We start from the raw sequence: 20,159 nt of genomic DNA, 5'->3' as shown, positions 1-20,159 counted from the left end.
CAATGCGGTGTTTCAGGAAAATCGAGTACTCAGGCTTTACGACTGCTACGCAGCCGGACGCAGGCTTCGCCAGCTGCTACAGGGATCAGGTGGCGAACAAGTAAGCTTCGACGTCCATGCCGGCGTCGCGCATCTGCGCCAGCTTGTAGCGCAAGGTGCGCGGGCTGATGCCCAGTCGTTCGGCGGCCTCTTTTCGACGGCCGCGCTCGGAACGCAAGGTGTCGACGATCATCTGGTACTCGCGGCGACGCAGGTCATCACCCAAAGCGCCAGCCGATTCAGCATCAACCTCCACCGCACGCACCTGCACCGGCGCCATTGCAGGCAACGGCGCGCAGGCGACCGGCCCGGACAGGCAGAAATCCTGCGGCTGAATCAAACCACCCTGCTGCAAAATCAAGGCACGCTGGATCGCATTATCCAGCTCCCGCACGTTGCCCGGCCACGGATATCCCATCAGGCAGGCCTGCGCCTCGGGCGACAGCTTCGCCGCGGCATGCTTCATTTTATTGACGTGCTTGGCCAGAAGGCGCTCGGCCAGCGGCAGGATGTCGGCGGTGCGTTCGCGCAGCGGACGCCAGGCCAGCGGAAACACCGACAGCCGATAGTAAAGGTCTTCACGAAAACGCCCCGCCGCCACCTCACCGGCCAGATCCCGGTTGGTGGTGGCCACCACTCGGATGTCGAGCGTGATCGTTTTGCGTGCGCCCACCCGCTCGACTTCGCGCTCCTGCAAAACACGCAGCAACTTGGCTTGAAGTCCAAGGGGCATTTCGGAAATTTCGTCGAGCAGAATCGTGCCGCCGTCAGCCTGTTCGAACTTGCCAGCCTGCGCCGCGATGGCGCCAGTGAACGAACCTTTTTCGTGACCGAACAACGTGGCTTCGAGCATGTTGTCGGGAATCGCCGCACAGTTGATCGCAATGAACGGCTGACTGGCGCGATGGGAATGCTGGTGAATGTAGCGCGCCAACACTTCTTTACCCGTGCCCGATTCGCCAGAGATCAACACCGTGGAATCACTGCGCGCCACTCTGGCGGCCAATTCCAGCAATTGCGCACTGGCCGGCTCGAACGCCACCGGGCCTTCACCCTCGGCCGTACCGAGATTGCCCAGCGCATGCCGCGCCACCAAATCAAGCAATGCCTTGGGTTCGAACGGCTTGACCAAATAATCCGCCGCGCCCTGGCGCATTGCATCGACCGCCCGCTCGACGGCGCCATGAGCCGTCATCAGCAGCACCGGTAATTGCGGCTGACGCGCCCGAAGCAAGCCAAGCAGTTGATGCCCGTCCATGCCCGGCATGTTGACGTCACTGATGACCAGATTGAACGCCTCGACAGCCACAGCCGCCAACGCATCCTCGGCCGAGCCGACTGCCTTGTAGTCGTGACCCGCCAACATCAGCGTATCGGCCAACGCTTCGCGCAGCGCGCGGTCATCTTCGACCAGCAGAACCTTGATTGTCATGCCCTTCACTTCGCTCCCTGAGCATTGCGCTTTTCACCCGAAAACAGCGGCAGGATCACTTGCGCACACGTACCGCGCCCGGGCCGCGAGTGCAGCTGCAATTCTCCCTGATGCGCACGCGCTACCGCCTTGACCACGGTCAGGCCCAGGCCGGTTCCGGTGGTCTTGGTGGTAAAGAACGGCTCCCCCAGACGCGCCAGCACTTTGCTATCGATGCCACTGCCACTGTCGCTGACGCACACGCGCAGGTTGTTTTCACGGGTATAAAAGTGAACCTTCAAACGGACCTCGCCGGCACTCGCCTGAATCGCATTCTCGATCAGATTGAGGATCGCCCCAATCAGCGTGTCGCGATTGCACAGCAACTCTCCGGCGTGACTGTCGCACTGCCAACGCACCGGCAAATCCTGAACATGGGTCAATGCCGCCGCTTGCAGCGACCGCATCAGCTGCCCGGGCGTGAGGCGATCGGTCAACGGTAACTCCCCACGCGCGAACACCAGCATGTCGCGAACCTGATGCTCCAACTCATGCAAGCGCTCTTTCAGGCGACCGGCAAAACGTTGCTGCGTGGCGACGGGGAGTTCCTGCTCAGTCAAGTGACTGGCGTAAAGCAGAGCGGCCGACAACGGCGTACGAATTTGATGAGCCAGCGAGGCAACCATTCGACCCAGGGAAGACAATCGCTCATGACGGGCCAGTTGATCTTGCAGGTGGCGGGTTTCAGTCAGGTCGTTGAGCAACACCAACTGCCCCGGCTCAGCATCAAGCGAGCGAGTGGCGATCGACAGACGGCGACCGTCCTTTAGCGAAACTTCGTGACCGTCGTCTTCGCGAGGCGCGAAGCAACGGGCGATGACATGGCGCCACAGCTCTCCTTCCAGAGGCAACCCAAGCAATTCGCAAGCCGCCGGGTTGGCTTCGCGCACGATGCCTTGGGCATCGATAACGATGACGCCGCCGGGCAATAGATCGAGGAGGTTTTGCAGACGATTAGCCAGGCGTTCTTTTTCCGCCAGCTCTTGCATGCGCTGGGCACTGACCACGGCCAGCTCGCCCTTGAGCTCAGTGACCCGAGCTTCAAGCATGCTGTAGGAATCGGTCAATTGGCTCGACATCTGACTGAACAGTGCAAAGGCCTGCTCAAGGCCTGGCCGGTTTGCCTGCTCTACGGACGACAGTTGCCCCGAGGTGTCAGGGACAGGAGACATCTGGGCGGCTTGGGGCATCGTGCTCTCTCGCTTGGCTGACCGTCAGTTAAACGGAACGTTGCGAGGGACTTAGCAATACCCGTGCCTAAAAAAAACCGCCCAAATATGAAGGACTTGAAAAACAGGCGTCAATCATCCGCCTGTTCATCACCGTCACGACGGCTCATGCCGTACTTGCGCATCTTTTCCACCAGCGTGGTGCGACGAATACGCAGGCGTTCAGCCGCGCGTGCAACGATGCCATTGGCATCATCCAGCGCCTGCTGAATCAGGCCCTGCTCCAGACCACCGAGGTAGTCCTTCAGGTCCAGGCCTTCCGGCGGCAGCATGGCATTGGCGGTGAAGTCCGGGGTATGACCATTGATGGCCACCCGCTCTTCAAGCTCGCTGCGCAAGCTGTCGACCAGCTGCTCGTCTTCGTCATCGACGTAGCGGAATTTCTTCGGCAACTCGACGACGCCGATTACCCCGTACGGGTGCATGATCGCCATACGCTCCACCAGGTTGGCGAGCTCGCGGACGTTGCCCGGCCAACCGTGACGGCACAGCGACATGATCGCGGCGGAGTTGAAACGGATCGAACCGCGCTTCTCGTGCTCCATGCGCGAGATCAACTCGTTCATCAGCAACGGAATGTCTTCGACGCGTTCGCGCAGCGGCGCCATTTCGATCGGGAACACATTCAGGCGGTAGTACAAGTCTTCGCGGAACGTGCCGATCTCGATCATGCTTTCGAGATTCTTGTGGGTCGCGGCAATGATGCGCACGTCGACGCTCTGGGTCTTGTTGCTGCCCACGCGCTCGAAAGTGCGTTCCTGCAGCACGCGCAACAGCTTGACCTGCATCGGCAGCGGCATGTCGCCGATTTCATCGAGGAACAGCGTACCGCCATTGGCCAGTTCGAAACGCCCGGCACGGCTGGTGATCGCCCCGGTGAAGGCACCTTTCTCATGACCGAACAATTCGCTTTCCAGCAACTCGGCCGGGATCGCCCCACAGTTGACTGGAACGAATGGCGCATCACGGCGCTTGGAGTGGTAATGCAAGTTGCGCGCAACCACTTCCTTGCCAGTGCCGGACTCACCGAGGATCAGCACGCTGGCGTCGGTGTCGGCCACTTGCTGCATCATCTGACGGACGTGTTGAATCGCCCGGCTGGTGCCGACAAGGCTGCGGAACAGATTGGGTTCACGGTGACGACCGCGCTCGCGAGCCTGGTCGTACATCTCGCGATAGACCTGGGCACGGTGCAGCGAATCGAGCAATTTGCTGTAGCTGGGTGGCATTTCGAGGGTCGAAAGTACCCGGCGACGCTGGTCTTCTGGCAGGTCAACGGAAGAATTATCGCCCATTAACAAAACCGGAAGGAACTCATCCCAGGTTGCGAGTGTCTTTAACAAGCCCGTAAGTGCGCCAGGAGCATTGACCGTCCCGATGAGGACACAGATCACTTCACGACTTGATGACAAAGAGCCGACAGCCTGCTGCCAGTCATGGCTACCACAGGGTAAATTTTCTTCGCCAAGAAAATTTAAAATCACCGCCAGGTCGCGGCGACGGACGCTATCGTCATCAATCAGCAGAATTTTGGTTTCACGCCACATGCAATAGCAACTTCCCTAGTCAACTCAATGCCCAAAAATGATGGGGCAAGCTAGACGCTTGCAGACACATTCTGCCTGTAAACGTCTGAAATCTGGAACCAGCCACTAGTTAAGTCAAAAAACCGTGCACAGTCAAATTTATGGCGCACTATCATTGGATTAACTGAGGATTAATTAACCGAACAGATGGTAAACCTTTGCCGCGTTCTGTGCTTGATGGATCTGCGACATCTCGTCGACTATCGCTTGCCTCTCCCCCGTCGCCGCCTCAAGAAGCTGCTTGTACACCCCAAGCAACTCCTCAAGATTGTCGCGCAACGCGGCCTCGTCCACCGACGCTTCACTCAAGACGTCTTCCATGCAGGACCGGCACGCCAGGTCCAACTCACCGATGGCCTCCCAATTACGCTCGGCCAATGCACCGACCAGGGCTTCGCGGGTGTGTTCGATTCGCTGCAATACAAGACTCATGGCGACCTCCTTAAAACTGCGGAACAGGTGCGGCGATACCATCCCAACCGTCTTTGACAGTACGAAGCAAATCAGAGACTTCGTCGAGAATCTTCGGATCAGTCTTAATATTGGCTTCTGCCAGACGCTTCATCATGTAGGTGTATAGATTGTCCAGTTCACCGACCGTTTCGATGGAGTTTTCGAGGTCCAGGCCTTCACGCAAACCACCGATGATGCCGATGGCCTTGCCAATCAGAATGCCTTTGTTCGGAATGTCTTTACGCTCCATCGCGCCTTTGGCCTGGGCAATACGATCCAGGCCACCTTCCATCAGCATCTGCACCAGTCGATGAGGACTGGCTTCGGAAGTTTGCGCTTGAGCGCCAATCTTCTGGTACTGGCGAAGGGCTAACATTGGATTCATGTTGTACCTCATCAAAATTCTGTGTTCGTCTAACCAGTGTATCGACGACGCGTCAAAAAACTTTAGATTCAAATGCAAAAAGCCCGGAGCGCTTGAAAACGCTGCCGGGCTTTTGGCGTTTTGGGTGTTACGAGTTCTTCTGCTGAGCAGCCATGGCATCGAACATGCTGGTGATATTGCTGGCTGTCGCCTTCAATTTACCAACGAGGGAATCCATGTCGTTGTACTTTTTAGTCAATAGAGCGGTCAGCGTTTCGACTCGACGATCCAAATCAGCCTGATCGGCGGTCAGCTTGGTTTTGGTTTTATTCAGGTTGGCGGTGCGTGTGTCGATAATGCCACCGGTATCGGTGTAGGGCTTGATCACATTGTTCATGCGCTCAAGCAGACCGTTAGTACCGGTAAACAGGGTCTGAACCTCGCCACCAAGCTTCTTGTCGTTCATGGCAGCGGTGAACTTGGTGCCATCAAAGGTCAACGCACCGGTTTTCTGGTCGGTGTTGATCCCCAGCTGCGACAGAACAGTCAGCTTGTCGCCGGCACCGGTCTGGGACAATGGACCACGAATGGCCGCCAACAGGGCACGAGGCATCGGGTCACCGGTCAGCGCAGCCGGTACGGTTGGCTTGCCATCGTCGTCCAGGGACGGCTTGGTCAGCGAGGTCACAGCGTTGGCGACTGCGTTGTAGGCGTCGACAAACTTCTGGATCGACGCTTTCAGACCATCGTTGTTGGAAGCGACGGTTACAGTCGATGTACCTACGGCGACCAGGTTCAGACTCAGACCAGAGATCGTCTTGTCGATGGTATTGGACTTGCTGGTCATTGCCAGACCGTCGACCGAGAACACCGCATCCTTGGCAAGGGCACTAATGGCACCCGAAGACGTCGCCGTCGGGGTGGCGCCCATTGGGAGCGACCCGTTGATTGCCAGTTCCGCAATGCCGCTGGCAGAGATATCAGAACCTGCACCGGTCGTGGTGGAGCCCAACACCAGGCGGGAACCGAAACTGTCGGTCACGATGTTGGCGCTCAGACCACTGGCCTGGTACTGGCTGTTGATCGAGTCACGCACCGATTGCAGCGTGGCGCCCGCACCGACGGTAACAGGGTAGCTGGTGCCGTTCTGAGTAATGGTCAGCGTGCCCGGAGTGATCGCACTGGTCGCACCGCCGGCAAATGCCGCAGAGGCTACTTTGGACGCAGTGGCAAGACTGGTGACGTTGACGACGTAGTTGCCGGCAACAGCCGTGTTACTGGACGTGGCGGTCAGCACCTTGGCGTCGGACGACGTGGCCGCATACCCCGTGAACTGAGGGGTTGTCGTGCTGCCCAGATCGGCGAGCGCTTTCTGGAACGTGGCCAGAAGCGACTTCAGGGTACCGATCCCAGAGATGCTCGCGGTATTGGTAGTGGTCCCACGGTCGATCTGACCTTGCTTGGCCGCTTTGTCAGCGTTCACCAAGGCCTTGACGATAGCACCGGTATCAATACCTGAACCTAAACCCGTGCCCGGTAAAATTGGACTTGCCATGTGGAACTCCCTTCAGTGTGTCGCCGGTCTTTTGACCACTACAACGCCCAAAAGAACATAGCAACAAAATTCGTGCCAGCTGTCAGGCTTTAGCGCTGAACAACAAGCTGCTTGCATCATTCAAACTATTGGCCAGCTTCAGGACTTCTTCGTTGGGGATCTGGCGAACCACCTCACCCGACTCACTGGCAATGACTTTCACAACCACTTGCCCGGAAGGCTCATCAATCGAGAATTCCAGGTTACGCTTGACCGACTGAACGAACTTTTCAATTTCCTGGACAGCCATCTTCAGCTTGTCCTGTTCAGTCTGGGCAGTCTGGCGCGCGCCCTTGACGTCGACCACTTTCGCGGGCTCCGCTCGAGGCTTTTCCGCAGGCTTATCGGCAACGGTCGTCGCCTGCTTGGCCGCCGGATAAGACAAGTTCAGCTTCACGCTCATATCCATGTCCATCACCTCTAAAAGTGAAAAAGCGAGAGGGCGCCAACAGCGCGCACCCCTCGCCAAAACTCAATCAGCTATTACTGAAGCAGTTTCAGTACAGCGGATGGCAGTTGGTTGGCCTGAGCCAGAACTGCGGTGGAAGCTTGTTGCAGAGTTTGTTGCTTGGTCAGCTGTGCAGTTTCAGAAGCGAAGTCGGTGTCTTGTACGCGACCACGAGCAGCTTCGGCGTTTTCGTTGATGTTCTGCAGGTTGGAGATGGTGCTGGTCAGACGGTTTTGTGCAGCACCCAGGTCAGCACGGCTGGCGTTGATTGTTGCCAGAGCAGCGTCGATCTTGGTCACAGCAGCGGTGAACGAAGCCTGAGCAGTAGCCGAGCTGTTACCAGTGATCTGCAGGGCAGCCGAGTTAACGGACAGAGTTGTTGCGTCGAAGCCGCTGGCCAGAGTCAGAGTGATCTGGTTAGCAGTACCGCTGTTGGAACCAACCTGGAAGGTCATGGTGCCGGCGGTGCCGTCGATCAGGTTTTTGCCGTTCAGGTTGGTCGACTGGGCGATACGAGTCACTTCGTCCGACAGAGCCATGAACTCTTTGTTCAGAGCGGTGCGGTCAGCAGTACCGTTCGAGTCGTTTCGTGCCTGAACAGCCAGTTCACGCATACGCTGCAGAATGTTGGTCGATTCCTGCATCGCGCCTTCAGCGGTCTGAGCGATCGAGATACCGTCGTTGGCGTTTTTGATCGCCATGTTCTGACCGCGGATTTGCGAGGTCATACGGGTAGCGATCTGCAGGCCGGCGGCGTCGTCTTTAGCGCTGTTGATTTTCAGGCCGGAAGACAGGCGGGACATCGAAGTCGACAGGGCATCGGAAGCGCGGTTCAGGTTTTTCTGAACGTTCAACGACGTGGTGTTGGTGTTTACAGTTAAAGCCATGACGAATTCCTCGTTGGTTGGGTACTGCGGCTTCCGGCCCTGGCAACCGCCGGGTATGGCCTAGAGAACCTTCGTAATAGTTATCGTCGCCAACGCAACTTGCTTTAGGGGATTTTCAAAAATATTTGCCATCACGTTGCCACCCCCCACAAATCAAGGGGTTGGCAACGATTTGATTGCGAAAAAATGACGCCAGGGAAACGTCGGCGACAGATTGGCGAGCGTTCGCCGGCACCGAAAGAAGAGAAAATTGCTTAAATGGACAGGCTTTCGGTCAACAACTCGACCAGTTCGTATTCCAGATAATCGGCCAGCGCGAGCCAGTTCTGCGCTTCCTGACACGCAGACAGCTGGCCGAGCAGAGATACCCACTGCTGCTGCGCTTGCTGCGACGCCGAATCGAATGCCGGGTGGACCTCACCGACCAGGTCGGTCATCTCTATTCCGGCTTCGACGTCACTCCCCAGACGGAACAAGGTGGCGCAGTGTTGCGCCTTGGCAATGAAAGACTCACGAACGCTCATGACGCAAACTCCGGATGAAACGTGGTCCCGACGATAATCGCCCCTGCCCGGCTGCTGTTATAGAAGCGCACCTGCGGATGGCCGGCAATAAACCGCTCCAGCTCACACAAGTAGCTGCGGAAGTTGAGCTGCGTCTTGATCCGCTGACCGTGACCATCCAGCACCCAGTGCTTGGCCGCGCCCAGTTGCGGCCCCAGATCGCCATCGTTCCAGCCGGCGTGGGTCTTGTCGCCGGGGAAGGCGAAATCGGCGCCAAACAGCGTGATCTGCGCCGCTCCCATTTTCACCGCCAGGTCTGCCGCCGGATGAATCACGCTGCCACCGACATACAACTCGCCCTTGGGCAATTGTTCGCGCAACGATTGGTAGATGGGGCTGGTGGAGTAAGCGGCATACCGCGCCCCCTGCCAGGCTTGAAGTACCAACGGGTCCAGCATGGGCATGTACACCAGGCGAATGCCGGCCGAATCTTCAGAAGGCAGATGGCGAGCCGAGATGCGTTGATCGATGCTGACCACTATATCCGGGTGAATCCCGTGTTTAAGCAAGGGTCGGTAAGCTGTATCGACGCAAATGAACAACGGCCGTCCTTCCTGCCCGCGAATCGCGCGCAACGTATCGAAGTGCTGCTCCAGGCTTGGGCCGGTGGCAATCACAAAGACCTCCCGCCCCGCTTGCGAGCCAAACAGTTCAGCCACGTCGGCATCGGCGGTCGCGAGCGGCAAACAGGCCTGCAAGCGTTCGATGATCTCAGGCGACTGCGGATTGAACTCACGATTATTGAACGTCAGATGAGTTTCGCTGATCAACCGGTCGCGGATCTTGGCATTGAAGTCATCCGCCAGCACCAGCTCGGACGGCAAGGCAAAAAACGGCAGTTGGATTTCCGCCAGGTCGCCGGCATACAACAGCTCGACGCGAGGGTCGCTGAGCCATTGATGTTGTTCGAGCAACTGCAACACCAGCGCAAACACCGCACCATTGAGAATGTGCACGTACAATCGCTGCAGACTGGCGCGCTCAAGCAACTCGACCTGCAGATCGCCAAGCCCGGTGCCGTAGACATGCAGCACCGCACTGTCGACGGGCAAGCTATCGGCCTGGACCCTGGCCTCGCGAGTGCGATCGTGGCGGCTGGTCAATTGAATGCCGTTGATGCTCAACGTCGAACCCAGGCCTTCCACCAGATCAGCCTGCAACAGGCTCGTGTCTTCAACCAGCAAACGCACAGCCAGTGCCGGCCAACGCTGCTGGATGACGTCGACGTTGCGCTCAAAGAACTCGCTCATGCAGCCTCGCTTTTCGTTCGGGCAAAAAAATAGCGCTCAAGATTACACCTTGAGCGCTATTTTTGTGTCTGGCTTTCTATGACTGAAGCGCCGCCGTCACGGGCGATAAAGAATCGCCGAACCCCATGACAATCCAACACCGAAACCACTCAGTGCGACACGCTTCCAGCTGGAATCCAGTACATGTTTTTCCAGCAGCAACGGAATGCTCGACGACACGGTATTGCCGGTCTCGACCATGTCCTTGATGAACTTCTCCGGCTCGCCTTCGAAGCGGCGTGCCACGGCGTCGACAATCGCCGCACTGCCCTGGTGAATGCAGAAGGCATCGATGTCGTCGGCGGTCAGTTGCGAATCGGTCAGCAGCTCATGCAAATGCGCCGGAACTTTGAGCAACGCAAAGTTGAACACCTGACGACCGTTCATGAAGAACACGCCATCGGTCACTTTCAGGTGCGGAGCACCAGAACCGTCGGTGCCGAACTTGGCCTTGCCCAACTGCCAGGGGGCGTTTTCGCCCATCCAGGTCGCGGTGGCGGCATCGCCGAACAGCATGGTGGTGTTACGGTCTTCCGGGTCGACGATCTTGGAGTACGGATCGGCGGTGATCAGCAAGCCATTCTTCAGGCCCGCAGCTTCCATGAAGCCCTTGATCGCGTAGATGCCATAGACGTAGCCGGAGCAGCCCAGGGAAATATCGAACGCTGCCACAGTCGTTGGCAGGCCCAATTTGTCCTGAACGATGGCCGCCGTGTGTGGCAGGCCTTCTTCGTCACCGTTCTGGGTGACCACGATCAGCGCGTCGATCGCTTCACGTTTCAAATCAGGGTTATTGGCGAACAGCGCGTTGGCAGCTTCGACGCACAGGTCCGAAGTCTCTTGCCCGTCGCCTTTGCGCGGCAAGAAAGCCGAACCGATTTTGCCGAGGATGAACTCTTCATCCTTCTCGAATTTTGCACCTTGTGCGTAATTGTCTATGCCGGCTACAGGAACGTAGCTCGCAATGCTCTTTATGCCAATCATTACGGCTTCCCAATAATAAACAGCCCAATACCACCGCTCGTAATGATTCGAGGGGCGCCGACAAGCAGAGAAATACGTCGCCCCGAAAAGGCGACGGCGGGAAGAATAAAAGGCTGTCACTGGGCCAAAAAGCAGGCCAGGCGCCACCTTCCCGATTAATACAATACAGTGAAGATGCGCGTTATGACTCGCAGGTCACGCTAATTTGCCGAATCAACCCGATAAGCTGTTATTCGACCAGCGACCAATCCAGCGGGGTTCCACGCGTGATGGCGTGGCGGGCGCGGCGGCCCAGAAGGGTTTCAGCGTGTTTGGGGGCCAGCCCCAGGCCAGGACGGATGGCTCGCAGGTTGGCTGTGGTGAATGGCTCGCCGGCGGCCATGTCCTGGGTGACATACAGCGATCGGCGGTACACCAGCGATTTGCGCTCGGCGTCAGTCACGCCGTAATGCACCTGCCCCATCGCCTGCCAGGCGCGTTCCGTTTCGATCACCAGGCTTTCGAGTTCGGCCGGTTCCAGCGAGAAACTCGCGTCTACGCCACCGGCCGCGCGGTCGAGGGTGAAATGTTTCTCCACCACTGTCGCCCCCAGCGCCACCGCCGCCACGGACACCCCGACACCCATGGAGTGATCGGACAAACCGACCTGGCAACCGAACAATTCGCGCAGATGAGGAATCGTGCGCACGTTGCTGTTGGCCGGTGTCGCCGGATACGTGCTGGTGCACTTGAGCAGAATCAGGTCCTTGCAACCGGCCTCGCGGGCGGCACGCACGGTTTCATCGAGCTCGGCGATGCTGGCCATGCCGGTGGAGATGATCAATGGCTTGCCAGTGGCGGCGACCCGGCGAATCAGCGGCAGGTCAGTGTTTTCAAAACTGGCGATTTTGTACGCTGGCACATCGAGGCTTTCAAGGAAGTCGACGGCGGTGTCATCAAACGGCGTGGAGAAGGCCAGCATCCCCAGCTCTTTGGCCCGGGCGAAAATCGGCGCATGCCATTCCCACGGCGTATGCGCCTTCTCGTACAACGCATACAACGAAGAACCAGCCCACAGGCTGTTTGGATCCTTGATGAAGAACTCGCCTTCCGATAAATCCAGGGTCATGGTTTCAGCGGTGTAGGTTTGCAGTTTCAAGGCATGGGCGCCGGCCTTGGCCGCCGCTTCGACGATGCGTAAGGCCATGTCCAGCGACTGGTTATGGTTACCACTCATCTCAGCGATGATGAAGGGTGGCGCATCCGCACCGATCAAGCGGTTGCCGATCTTGAAACTAGTCATTGCAGTGATCCTTCAATACGCGCGTAAACGCGCAGGCACTCTGGGTAAAACCGGCTTCGCGAAAGACTTTCAGCGACGGCTGATTGGTCGGCACTACCTGGGCGGTAATCACCTGCAATGGCGGCCAGTGGGCCTTCACAAACGTTTCGCCCCGCGCCAGCAGCGCCCTGCCCCAGCCCTGCCCGAAACGGCCTTCAAACAGATAAATCGAGACTTCGGCTTCAACGCCGCGCCGGTCATATCGCAGCACACCCACCGGGCCGTCATCCGCCTCGGCGATCAACAACAAGCGCTGGGCGTTGCTCAAGCTGGCGGTCAGCCAGTTTTGATGCGATTGCCAGTCGATGACCCCGGTCTCCAGCGACCAGCGTCGCACGGCCTCGGCATTGCGCCCCTCGAACAGCAACCGGGCATCGGCCGGTGTCGCCGGGCGCATCTGCAAAACAGCACCGGCCAATGCGGCAGCCACGCGTTGCGCGCCCCGGCCATCGACCAGTTGCCGGGAATGTTGCGCGAGACTCTGGCGCAGCCCCTGATTGCCAGCGACAAAGCCAATGGCCTGACGCAACTGTTCAACGCTGACCTGCTCGCGAGGCCCCAGATAGACATGGGCGCCCGCCGTCGCCATCACCTCGCCGTTGGCCTGCTGATTATTCGACACGGCAATGCAAATCGTCGGCAGCCCCAGGGCCGCCCGCTCCCAACTGGTGCCGCCACCGGCTCCGATAAACAGGTCCGCTTCGGTCATCAACCGATAGAAGTCGCTGACGAAACTGTGCAATCGCCAGTTCGGACGCTTGGCCGCCAGCGCCTGCATTGGCTCCCAGGCCGGGTTATCGGCACCGGCAACAAAATCGACTTCCAAGTCATGGAAATCCGTCAGCGCCAACATCGCATGGTGAGTCTGCATGGCGGCATCGAAACCACCGAAGTTCACCAGCACGCGTTTGGCCTGCGGTTTGATCTCGATGGCCGGGCAGCTGAATTCTTCGCGCAGCATCGCAAACCGTGGGCCGAGCAAGGCCTGGCAACCGGGCGATAGCAGCGAGGCGTAAGCCTCAGGTGTACCGGACAGGTTTTGATTGAGCAGCAGATCGACATCGTAGGTGCGCGTCGCGAGGTCATCCACGGCCGCAATCCGGGGCGCCCAGCGCCGTGCTGCGCGCTGCCAGTGATGGTCGAGGCCATAGTGATCGACGACGATCCAGTCGAATACCGCCTGGTTTTCCAGTGCCTGCGCCAACGCGTCGATGTCGGCCTGCCACGGCAGCATGGACTCGATGGCTTGCTGCGGGTCTTCATCGGGATAGCGATCGGGCAACGCAAAGGTTTCGAAGCCTTCGCCCGCCAGCATGTCCAACCGATGTCCCGGCAGCCGCCGGCACGCAAACGCCACGTACACCCCCTGCTTGCGCAAGGTTCTGGCCAGTGGCAACAAACGGGCGATATGCCCGCTGCCAATAGTCGGCGAGGCGTCGGAACGAATCAGCACTCTCATTGCAATTCACCGCCGGCTTTCAACGCGGCGTACAAATATTCGGCGCGTTTCCAGTCTTCAGGGGTGTCGATGTCCTGCACCAGATAGCGTGGCAGAATCACCGGCAAGCTTTGTGGCGAGTACAAGGTGTCGCCCCGCAACCATGCCTCGCGGCGCCCCCAGTAAAACTGGCCGGCGTCCTGATAGGCCGGCGGCAAGTCCTGGGAACGGGTGTTGCGAAACTCTGGGTACAACGCGGTCAAGGCCCCTTGGTCGTCGACGGTTAAAGCACGCTGTACCGGGAAACCGAAATCGCACACCGAAAACGCGAAAGACTTGGCCGGGTGCTGCTGCAGAAGCGCCAGCCCTTGTTGCAAAAACCGGGCTTGCAGCAGTGGCGCAGTGGCGTAGATGCAACAGGCAAAATCAAAATCCAGGCCCTGTAACGCTTGCAAGGCATGAGCAATCACCGCCGCCGTGCCGGTGTAGTCATCAGCCAGTTCTGCGGGCCGCATGAATGGCACCTGAGCGCCGCACGCCAGGGCCAGCTCGGCAATCTCCTCGTCGTCAGTGCTGACCACGACTTGAGTGAACAAACCGGAATCGAGCGCGGTTTGAATCGAGCGGGCAATCATCGGAACGCCATCGAACGGCTTGAGGTTCTTGCGCGGGATACGCTTGCTGCCGCCTCGGGCCGGGATGATCGCGACGCTGTTCAAGGACGTTTTTCCAGAAGAAACCAAGTGATGTCATCCACCGGGAATTGCGGGTCGCGATGATAGCCAAAACCATAGTCCAGCAATTGCAGGTCGCTGTAACGATCAAGCATTTCACCGGCGAAATCGCGCTTGAACAGCTTGCCGCTGTTGCCGCGATAAGACACCTCCACCGGTGCCGGGTTGTAGTACTCGGCGATCAGGATGTAACGCTCGCTCAGTTCATACAACTGTGCATAGGCGGCGGGCAGCAGCTCGGGCGCCAAGTGAATCAGCACACCCTTGCTCAAGGTCAGGTCATAGCGGCGTGTCCGGGGGAAGTCGAACAGCGATCCATGCCAGATCTGCGCAATGTCCAACGCCTGGGCCTGGGTGCAGGCGCTGGCATTGATCTCCACACCAAACAACTCGCACCGGGGCAACAGTTGACGCAGCGCCTGCAAATTGTTGCCGGCATTGGTGCCCAGCTCCACCAGGCTGTCGATCCGCCCGGCCCGGGTCAGTGCCTTGGCAAACAGCGCCAGGTTAGCCGCCACCAGCGGCTGCCCGACGTTGCGGTCAACGTACTGGTTACCAAAATCGCCCTGCCAGAATTTTTCCTGCTCGGTCAGTCCACGCATCACACATTCTCATCAGCCGCTTTCGCAGTGTTTACTCAGTCAATCGTCGCAATTGCTCGACCACATAATCTTGCTGCTCATCGCTTAGCAAGGGGAACAGCGGCAGGCTGATGGCCTCGGCGTAATAACGCTCCGCTTGCGGGAAGTCACCCTCGGCAAATCCAAGGTCACGATAGTACGGCTGCAAATGCACGGGTATGTAGTGCAGGTTCACACCAACCCCGGCCGCTCGCAACCCTTCGAACACTTGGCGATGGCTGAGACTGATCCGATCTGTCTGCAAGCGAACGACGTACAGATGCCATGCGGACTCGGCCTCAGGCTGAATACCGGGCAAGGTCAGCGGCAGGTGCGCCAGCAAACGCTCATAACGCGCCACCAGTTCACGACGACGCTCGATAAACCCGTCGAGCTTGCTCAACTGAGACAAACCCAGCGCTGCTTGCAGGTCCGTGATTCGGTAATTGAAGCCCAGTTCCACTTGTTGGTAATACCAGGGGCCGTGGCTGGGCTCGGTCATATGCTGCGGGTCGCGGGTCATGCCGTGGCTGCGCAGACGCTGCAAGCGTTCGGCCAGTTCCGGCCGATTGGTCAGCACCATGCCACCTTCGGCACTGGTGATGATCTTGACCGGATGGAAGCTGAACACCGTCATGGCGGCAAACTCACCACAGCCCACCGGGCGCCCGGCGTAGGAAGCGCCGACCGCGTGGGAAGCGTCTTCGATGACCGTAAAACCGTAGCGCTCAGCCAGTTCGGCGATCATGCGCATGTCACAGCTTTGACCCGAGAACGCTACCGCCACCAGCACTTTAGGCAGCGTATTGTTCTCTTCAGCGGTTTCCAGTTTCGCTTTCAGGGCGTGGGTGTCAAGGTTCCAGGTCAGCGGATCAATGTCGACGAAATCCACCTCCGCACCGCAATAACGGCCGCAGTTGGCCGAGGCCAAAAAGGTGTTCGGCGTGGTCCACAAACGGTCACCCGGCCCAAGCCCTGCCGCCAGACAGGCAATGTGCAGCGCCGCTGTGGCGTTGCACACCGCGACGGCAAAATCGGCCTGGCAACGTTCGGCCATGGCCTGCTCGAAACGCTCGATGGTCGGCCCTTGCGTGAGCCAGTCAGACTGCAACACGGCAACCACCGCGTCGATGTCTGCCTGATCGAGGCTTTGCCGACCGTAGGGAATCATGCCGGCAGCTCTGCGTGCAGGTCAGCGATCTGGCCCACGGACAAGAAATGTGGATTGGTGTCAGAGCGGTACTCGAAGTCTTCGCTCACGGGCTTGCCCTGCTCACCCAGCTTGTCCACGGCAAAATCCACATCGACGCTGGTGAAGCGCACTGATGGCTGAATCGTGTAGTGGTCGGCGAATTCCAGGGTCATCCGCGCGTCGTCCAGCGGCACCATCAGCTCATGGAGTTTTTCACCCGGTCGAATCCCGACGTGCTTGTGCGGCAAGTGTTCAGCCATGCCCAGCGCCAGATCGACAATGCGGATCGACGGGATCTTCGGCACGAACACTTCACCACCGTGCATGCGCGCGAAGCTGTCGAGTACAAACTGCACGCCGTGATCCAGGGTGATCCAGAAGCGGGTCATGCGCTCATCGGTGATCGGCAGTTCGGTTGCGCCTTCGTTGATCAGCTTGCTGAAAAACGGCACCACCGAGCCCCGCGAACCGGCAACGTTGCCGTAGCGAACCACGGCGAACCGGGTTTGCTGTTCGCCGGCAATGTTGTTGGCCGCAACGAACAGTTTGTCCGACAGCAACTTGGTCGCGCCGTACAGGTTGATCGGGCTGGCCGCCTTGTCCGTGGACAACGCCACGACTTTTTTCACGCCGTTATCGATCGCTGCGGCGATGATGTTTTCTGCGCCGTTGACGTTGGTGCGGATGCACTCGGTCGGGTTGTACTCGGCTGCCGGCACTTGTTTCAGGGCGGCGGCATGCACCACGTAATCGATGCCGCGCATGGCCTGGCGCAAACGGTCGGCGTCGCGCACGTCACCCAGGAAGTAGCGCATGCACGGGGCATTGAACGTCTGCTGCATTTCGTACTGCTTGAGCTCGTCGCGCGAGAACACGACGACGCGCTTGGGCTGGTATTGCTCCAGCAGGCGACGGATGAAATTGCGTCCGAACGAGCCGGTGCCGCCGGAGATGAAAATCGATTTACCGTTAAACATGCCTTGAGTCCTTGTACCTGTCAGCCAGGCTTAAGCGAGCAACTGCGCCCAGTTCACACTGGACGCTGCGCCGAGGGTAAAGCCCTTGCCGGTCAAGGCCAGGTTCTGGTTGTACGCCACATCCTGGGTGAAGCGTGCGCGCCACTTGTCTTGCAGGGCGGCAGCCGTTTGCGGTGCATCCGGCAACAGGCCCGGGTGCAGCATCTGGGCTTGAGGGCACCAGACAATCAGGTAACCGGCGTCTGCGGCTTTCAGGCACAGGTCGATGTCGGCAAACGCTTCATCGAAATGTTCTTCGTCCAGCCCACCGACGGCTTCATACAGATCCTTGCGAATCATCATGCAAGCCCCGGACACGGCCGAGTAGTTCTGCTCGACCTGGTGGCCGTTCATGTAGCCCTTGGCGTCTTTGCGCTCACCGACAAACACCGAACCGACCACACCATTAAAGCCCAGCACCAGACCGCCTTGCGTGGTGACGCCACGGAAATCCATCAGTTTGGCGCCTACGATCCCGACTTCCGGACGCTGGGCCTGGTTCAGCAAACTGTCGAGCCAGTTGGAGTTGACCACTTCAACCTGGGCCGACATCAACACCACATACTTGCCCTTGGCTTCAGCGACCGCGAAGTTGTGCAGCGCCGAGGCGCTCAGACGTTCACCGGTGCGCAATATGCGCAAGCGATCACTCTTGCCGTCCAGGCTGGACAGCCAGGCTGCCAGTTCTTCGGACTGACTGTGATTGTCGGCGATCAGAATTTCGTGCTGCTGGTAACGGGTACGTTGCAGCACGCTGACCACGGCGCGTTGCAGCGTCTCCAAATTGTCCTGGCTGTGCAGGATGATCGAGACCTTTGGCCGCTCGCTGTGCTGGTAATCGATCTGCCAGGTCTGCGCCAGCTCGGAGCTGACTTGACCGCGGTAGCCGCGGGCCGTCAGGTGTCGGGTCAGGGTTTGACGCTCGTGAGGGTTTTCCTCTGCAGACGGTGCATTGCAGATCAGCAGCGGCTCAGCCAGATGCGCCAGGCCACCGAGCCCGCCGTCTTCGATCAGGCGCAACAGCAGGTCGAACTCCAGCGCCGACATGTATTCAGCCGAGTAGCCACCGGCGCCCACCAACACGTCACGCTGGATCAACCAGTGCCGGGCCATCATCGACGGCACGGTTTGCAGCAGATCAAGATTGACGCCCGGACGGAACACATCCACCAGGGAACCATTGTCCTGGCGCTGGATTTCGTCCATCGCCACCGCACGAACGCCTTCGGCACCCATCAGTTCGAGGCTGGCGCGCAGCAGGCCACTGGCGGTGAACTGATCACCAGCCTCGGCCAGCACCAGCCAGTCGGCGGTGGACTGGTTAACGCTCTGGTTGAGGCGTTCGACGTAGTTGTTGGCCGTGACTTTGACGAAGTGCACGGTGTCACGCGACGTGGTGGTCGCCGGCAAATCGCCGGTGGTGAACACCACGACTTTGAACGCCTTGCAGTGACCTCCGGCCAGACTGTCGAAGGTGGCCTGCAACTTGACCATGTCCGCATCGAGATCCAACAGCATGATGCCGAACTGCGGGCCACCATTACGTTTGCGCAGCTGCGCCGCAATCACTTTGAGCTGTTTGGCATCCGGGTTGCGAGCCTCCAGCCAGTTCAGCAGACGCCCGGACGGCATGTTTTCGAACAACGATTGTTCGTCCTGTGCCGGCACCGACGCCAGACGGTCTGCCCAGGCTTGCAGCTTGAGGCCTTCTTCCGCTTCTTCTGTGCCCTTGAGCGACTCGACCAGACGCGAAACCACCGTGCGGTTGAACGCATAGAGGCTCAGGGCCTCCCACAAACGACTGCGCAAAGTGCGCTCGTTATCGTTGGGATGAACGCGCATCAACTCATGCTGTTTGAGCAAAATGCCTTCCAGTTCCTGCAACTGATAATTGGCGGCAGGCATGGTGTGCAGAAGGAATTCGAACTCAGTCAGCAGATCGAAAACCGGCTGGTTATAGAACGGCATCTCGACAAATTGCAGTTGACCAAACAGACGCTCCGGCTCTTCGCCGGCTTTATGCCAGGCCGAATTGAAAATGGCCGTTCCCTTGAGCGAGCGGGTGTTACTCAGGCAGTCAGCCATGGTGGCGAAACTGTCCAGCGCAACCTGCTTGCCCTCGGCCAGAGTCTTGTGGCTCATACCGGTCGGTAGCGACGCCAGAAACTCGGCAAAGCGCTCGCGGTCGGCAACGGTTTTGGCGTCCTTGAACGTCAACACCGTCAGTACGTTGGTGTTGTGCTCCGTGGCACCGTAAGTGATTTCCCGCACAGCGAACGGAATCGGCAGGATCCGCGCCTTGGCACGCGCGAGCATGTAATAGGCATGCCCGATTTCCTGCCACTCGAAGCTGGTGCCCGGCAGTAACGTGTTGTGCCAGTCCTGCAGCAACTCGGTACGGCTGACCGCGTAGAACGGCGGCAGGAAGTGCCCCATGAATTGCATCAGGCGCTCTTGGGCGTTATCCGAGCAGTAATCTTCCGGCCCCTTGCGGTCACGGCGGAAATAATCCACTTGCGTGGCGCGCGCCAGGTACATGATCCCGTAGCCGTGGCACATGCCGTAGTCGGCGTTGTCTTCCAGAAACTCCAGGGACTCGGTCACCGCGTCGTGAATCAGGAAATCATCGTCGGCCGACAGCACCATGTACGGTGTAGTGACCTGATTGACGCCAAAGGCGAGTTTTTCCTGCAACCCGGTATAGGTGAATTGCGGCAGATGCCGGTAATCAACCATAGGGTAATCACGGGCGATGTTCTCGTCGATTTTCAGCGAAGAGTCCAGCACCAGGATCTGGCAGGGATAGCTGCTGTAATACTGCAAGGTGCGCCGCAGGTAGGCGTTGCGGTTGTGGGAAATCACCACCACCGTCAATCGTTCATTCAGCGGTGCCACATCATTTCGAGCAGTGTTTTGAACGCGCATATTTCT

The 20,159-nt window shown here is 58.8% G+C and carries 18 protein-coding genes; all 18 read right to left on the bottom strand.

What is annotated here, in order from left to right:
* Positions 1–85: 85 nt before the first annotated feature.
* Entirely contained in the window at positions 86–1,471 is a 1,386-nt protein-coding gene (locus tag C7534_RS16615) for a sigma-54-dependent transcriptional regulator (RefSeq protein ID WP_046032943.1), read from the bottom strand.
* Positions 1,472–1,476: 5 nt separating this feature from the next.
* Positions 1,477–2,682, bottom strand: coding sequence for a sensor histidine kinase (locus C7534_RS16610; protein WP_177412251.1), 1,206 nt, complete (start codon positions 2,680–2,682; stop codon positions 1,477–1,479).
* Between the two features lie 128 nt (positions 2,683–2,810).
* A complete protein-coding gene (locus tag C7534_RS16605) occupies positions 2,811–4,286 on the bottom strand; it encodes a sigma-54 dependent transcriptional regulator (RefSeq protein ID WP_046032824.1) in 1,476 nt (491 codons plus the stop codon).
* A 174-nt stretch (positions 4,287–4,460) separates the two neighbouring features.
* The gene (locus tag C7534_RS16600; protein ID WP_046032823.1) at positions 4,461–4,757 is read right to left on the bottom strand and encodes a hypothetical protein; all 297 of its coding nucleotides are present in this window, start codon (positions 4,755–4,757) and stop codon (positions 4,461–4,463) included.
* A gap of 10 nt (positions 4,758–4,767) precedes the next feature.
* A complete protein-coding gene (gene fliS, locus C7534_RS16595) occupies positions 4,768–5,163 on the bottom strand; it encodes a flagellar export chaperone FliS (protein WP_046032822.1) in 396 nt (131 codons plus the stop codon).
* Positions 5,164–5,290: 127 nt separating this feature from the next.
* Positions 5,291–6,697 (bottom strand): flagellar filament capping protein FliD, encoded by a 1,407-nt coding sequence (gene fliD / locus C7534_RS16590; RefSeq protein ID WP_109786408.1) that lies wholly within the window; start codon positions 6,695–6,697, stop codon positions 5,291–5,293.
* 82 nt (positions 6,698–6,779) lie between these two features.
* On the bottom strand, positions 6,780–7,145 hold the full coding sequence (locus C7534_RS16585; RefSeq protein ID WP_109786407.1) for a flagellar protein FlaG: 366 nt from the start codon (positions 7,143–7,145) through the stop codon (positions 6,780–6,782).
* A 74-nt stretch (positions 7,146–7,219) separates the two neighbouring features.
* The gene (locus tag C7534_RS16580; protein ID WP_109786406.1) at positions 7,220–8,071 is read right to left on the bottom strand and encodes a flagellin domain-containing protein; all 852 of its coding nucleotides are present in this window, start codon (positions 8,069–8,071) and stop codon (positions 7,220–7,222) included.
* A 254-nt stretch (positions 8,072–8,325) separates the two neighbouring features.
* Positions 8,326–8,595, bottom strand: coding sequence for a hypothetical protein (locus C7534_RS16575; protein WP_109786405.1), 270 nt, complete (start codon positions 8,593–8,595; stop codon positions 8,326–8,328).
* Positions 8,592–9,884 (bottom strand): motility associated factor glycosyltransferase family protein, encoded by a 1,293-nt coding sequence (locus C7534_RS16570; protein ID WP_109786404.1) that lies wholly within the window; start codon positions 9,882–9,884, stop codon positions 8,592–8,594. Before C7534_RS16570 ends, C7534_RS16575 begins: the two co-directional genes overlap by 4 nt.
* A gap of 96 nt (positions 9,885–9,980) precedes the next feature.
* The gene (locus C7534_RS16565) at positions 9,981–10,907 is read right to left on the bottom strand and encodes a ketoacyl-ACP synthase III (protein ID WP_109786403.1); all 927 of its coding nucleotides are present in this window, start codon (positions 10,905–10,907) and stop codon (positions 9,981–9,983) included.
* Between the two features lie 229 nt (positions 10,908–11,136).
* The gene (pseI, locus tag C7534_RS16560; protein WP_046032815.1) at positions 11,137–12,189 is read right to left on the bottom strand and encodes a pseudaminic acid synthase; all 1,053 of its coding nucleotides are present in this window, start codon (positions 12,187–12,189) and stop codon (positions 11,137–11,139) included.
* Complete coding sequence (pseG, locus tag C7534_RS16555; protein ID WP_109786402.1) at positions 12,182–13,687, bottom strand: UDP-2,4-diacetamido-2,4,6-trideoxy-beta-L-altropyranose hydrolase; 1,506 nt, start codon at positions 13,685–13,687, stop codon at positions 12,182–12,184. The genes pseI and pseG overlap by 8 nt, the downstream gene beginning before the upstream one ends.
* Positions 13,684–14,385, bottom strand: coding sequence for a pseudaminic acid cytidylyltransferase (gene pseF, locus C7534_RS16550; RefSeq protein WP_109786401.1), 702 nt, complete (start codon positions 14,383–14,385; stop codon positions 13,684–13,686). The genes pseG and pseF overlap by 4 nt, the downstream gene beginning before the upstream one ends.
* Positions 14,382–15,002 (bottom strand): pseudaminic acid biosynthesis-associated methylase, encoded by a 621-nt coding sequence (locus tag C7534_RS16545; RefSeq protein WP_109786400.1) that lies wholly within the window; start codon positions 15,000–15,002, stop codon positions 14,382–14,384. Before C7534_RS16545 ends, pseF begins: the two co-directional genes overlap by 4 nt.
* 31 nt (positions 15,003–15,033) lie before the next feature.
* A complete protein-coding gene (pseC, locus tag C7534_RS16540) occupies positions 15,034–16,191 on the bottom strand; it encodes a UDP-4-amino-4,6-dideoxy-N-acetyl-beta-L-altrosamine transaminase (protein ID WP_109786399.1) in 1,158 nt (385 codons plus the stop codon).
* On the bottom strand, positions 16,188–17,189 hold the full coding sequence (gene pseB, locus C7534_RS16535) for a UDP-N-acetylglucosamine 4,6-dehydratase (inverting) (RefSeq protein WP_109786398.1): 1,002 nt from the start codon (positions 17,187–17,189) through the stop codon (positions 16,188–16,190). The genes pseC and pseB overlap by 4 nt, the downstream gene beginning before the upstream one ends.
* A 30-nt stretch (positions 17,190–17,219) precedes the next feature.
* A complete protein-coding gene (locus tag C7534_RS16530; protein ID WP_109786397.1) occupies positions 17,220–20,153 on the bottom strand; it encodes a TIGR00180 family glycosyltransferase in 2,934 nt (977 codons plus the stop codon).
* Positions 20,154–20,159 lie beyond the last annotated feature (6 nt).

It is taken from the genome of Pseudomonas sp. OV226 (genome assembly GCF_003148705.1).
Lineage (GTDB): Bacteria > Pseudomonadota > Gammaproteobacteria > Pseudomonadales > Pseudomonadaceae > Aquipseudomonas.
The sequence above is the reverse complement of the archived record's forward strand: the minus strand, read 5'-3'. Positions and strand labels throughout refer to the sequence as shown.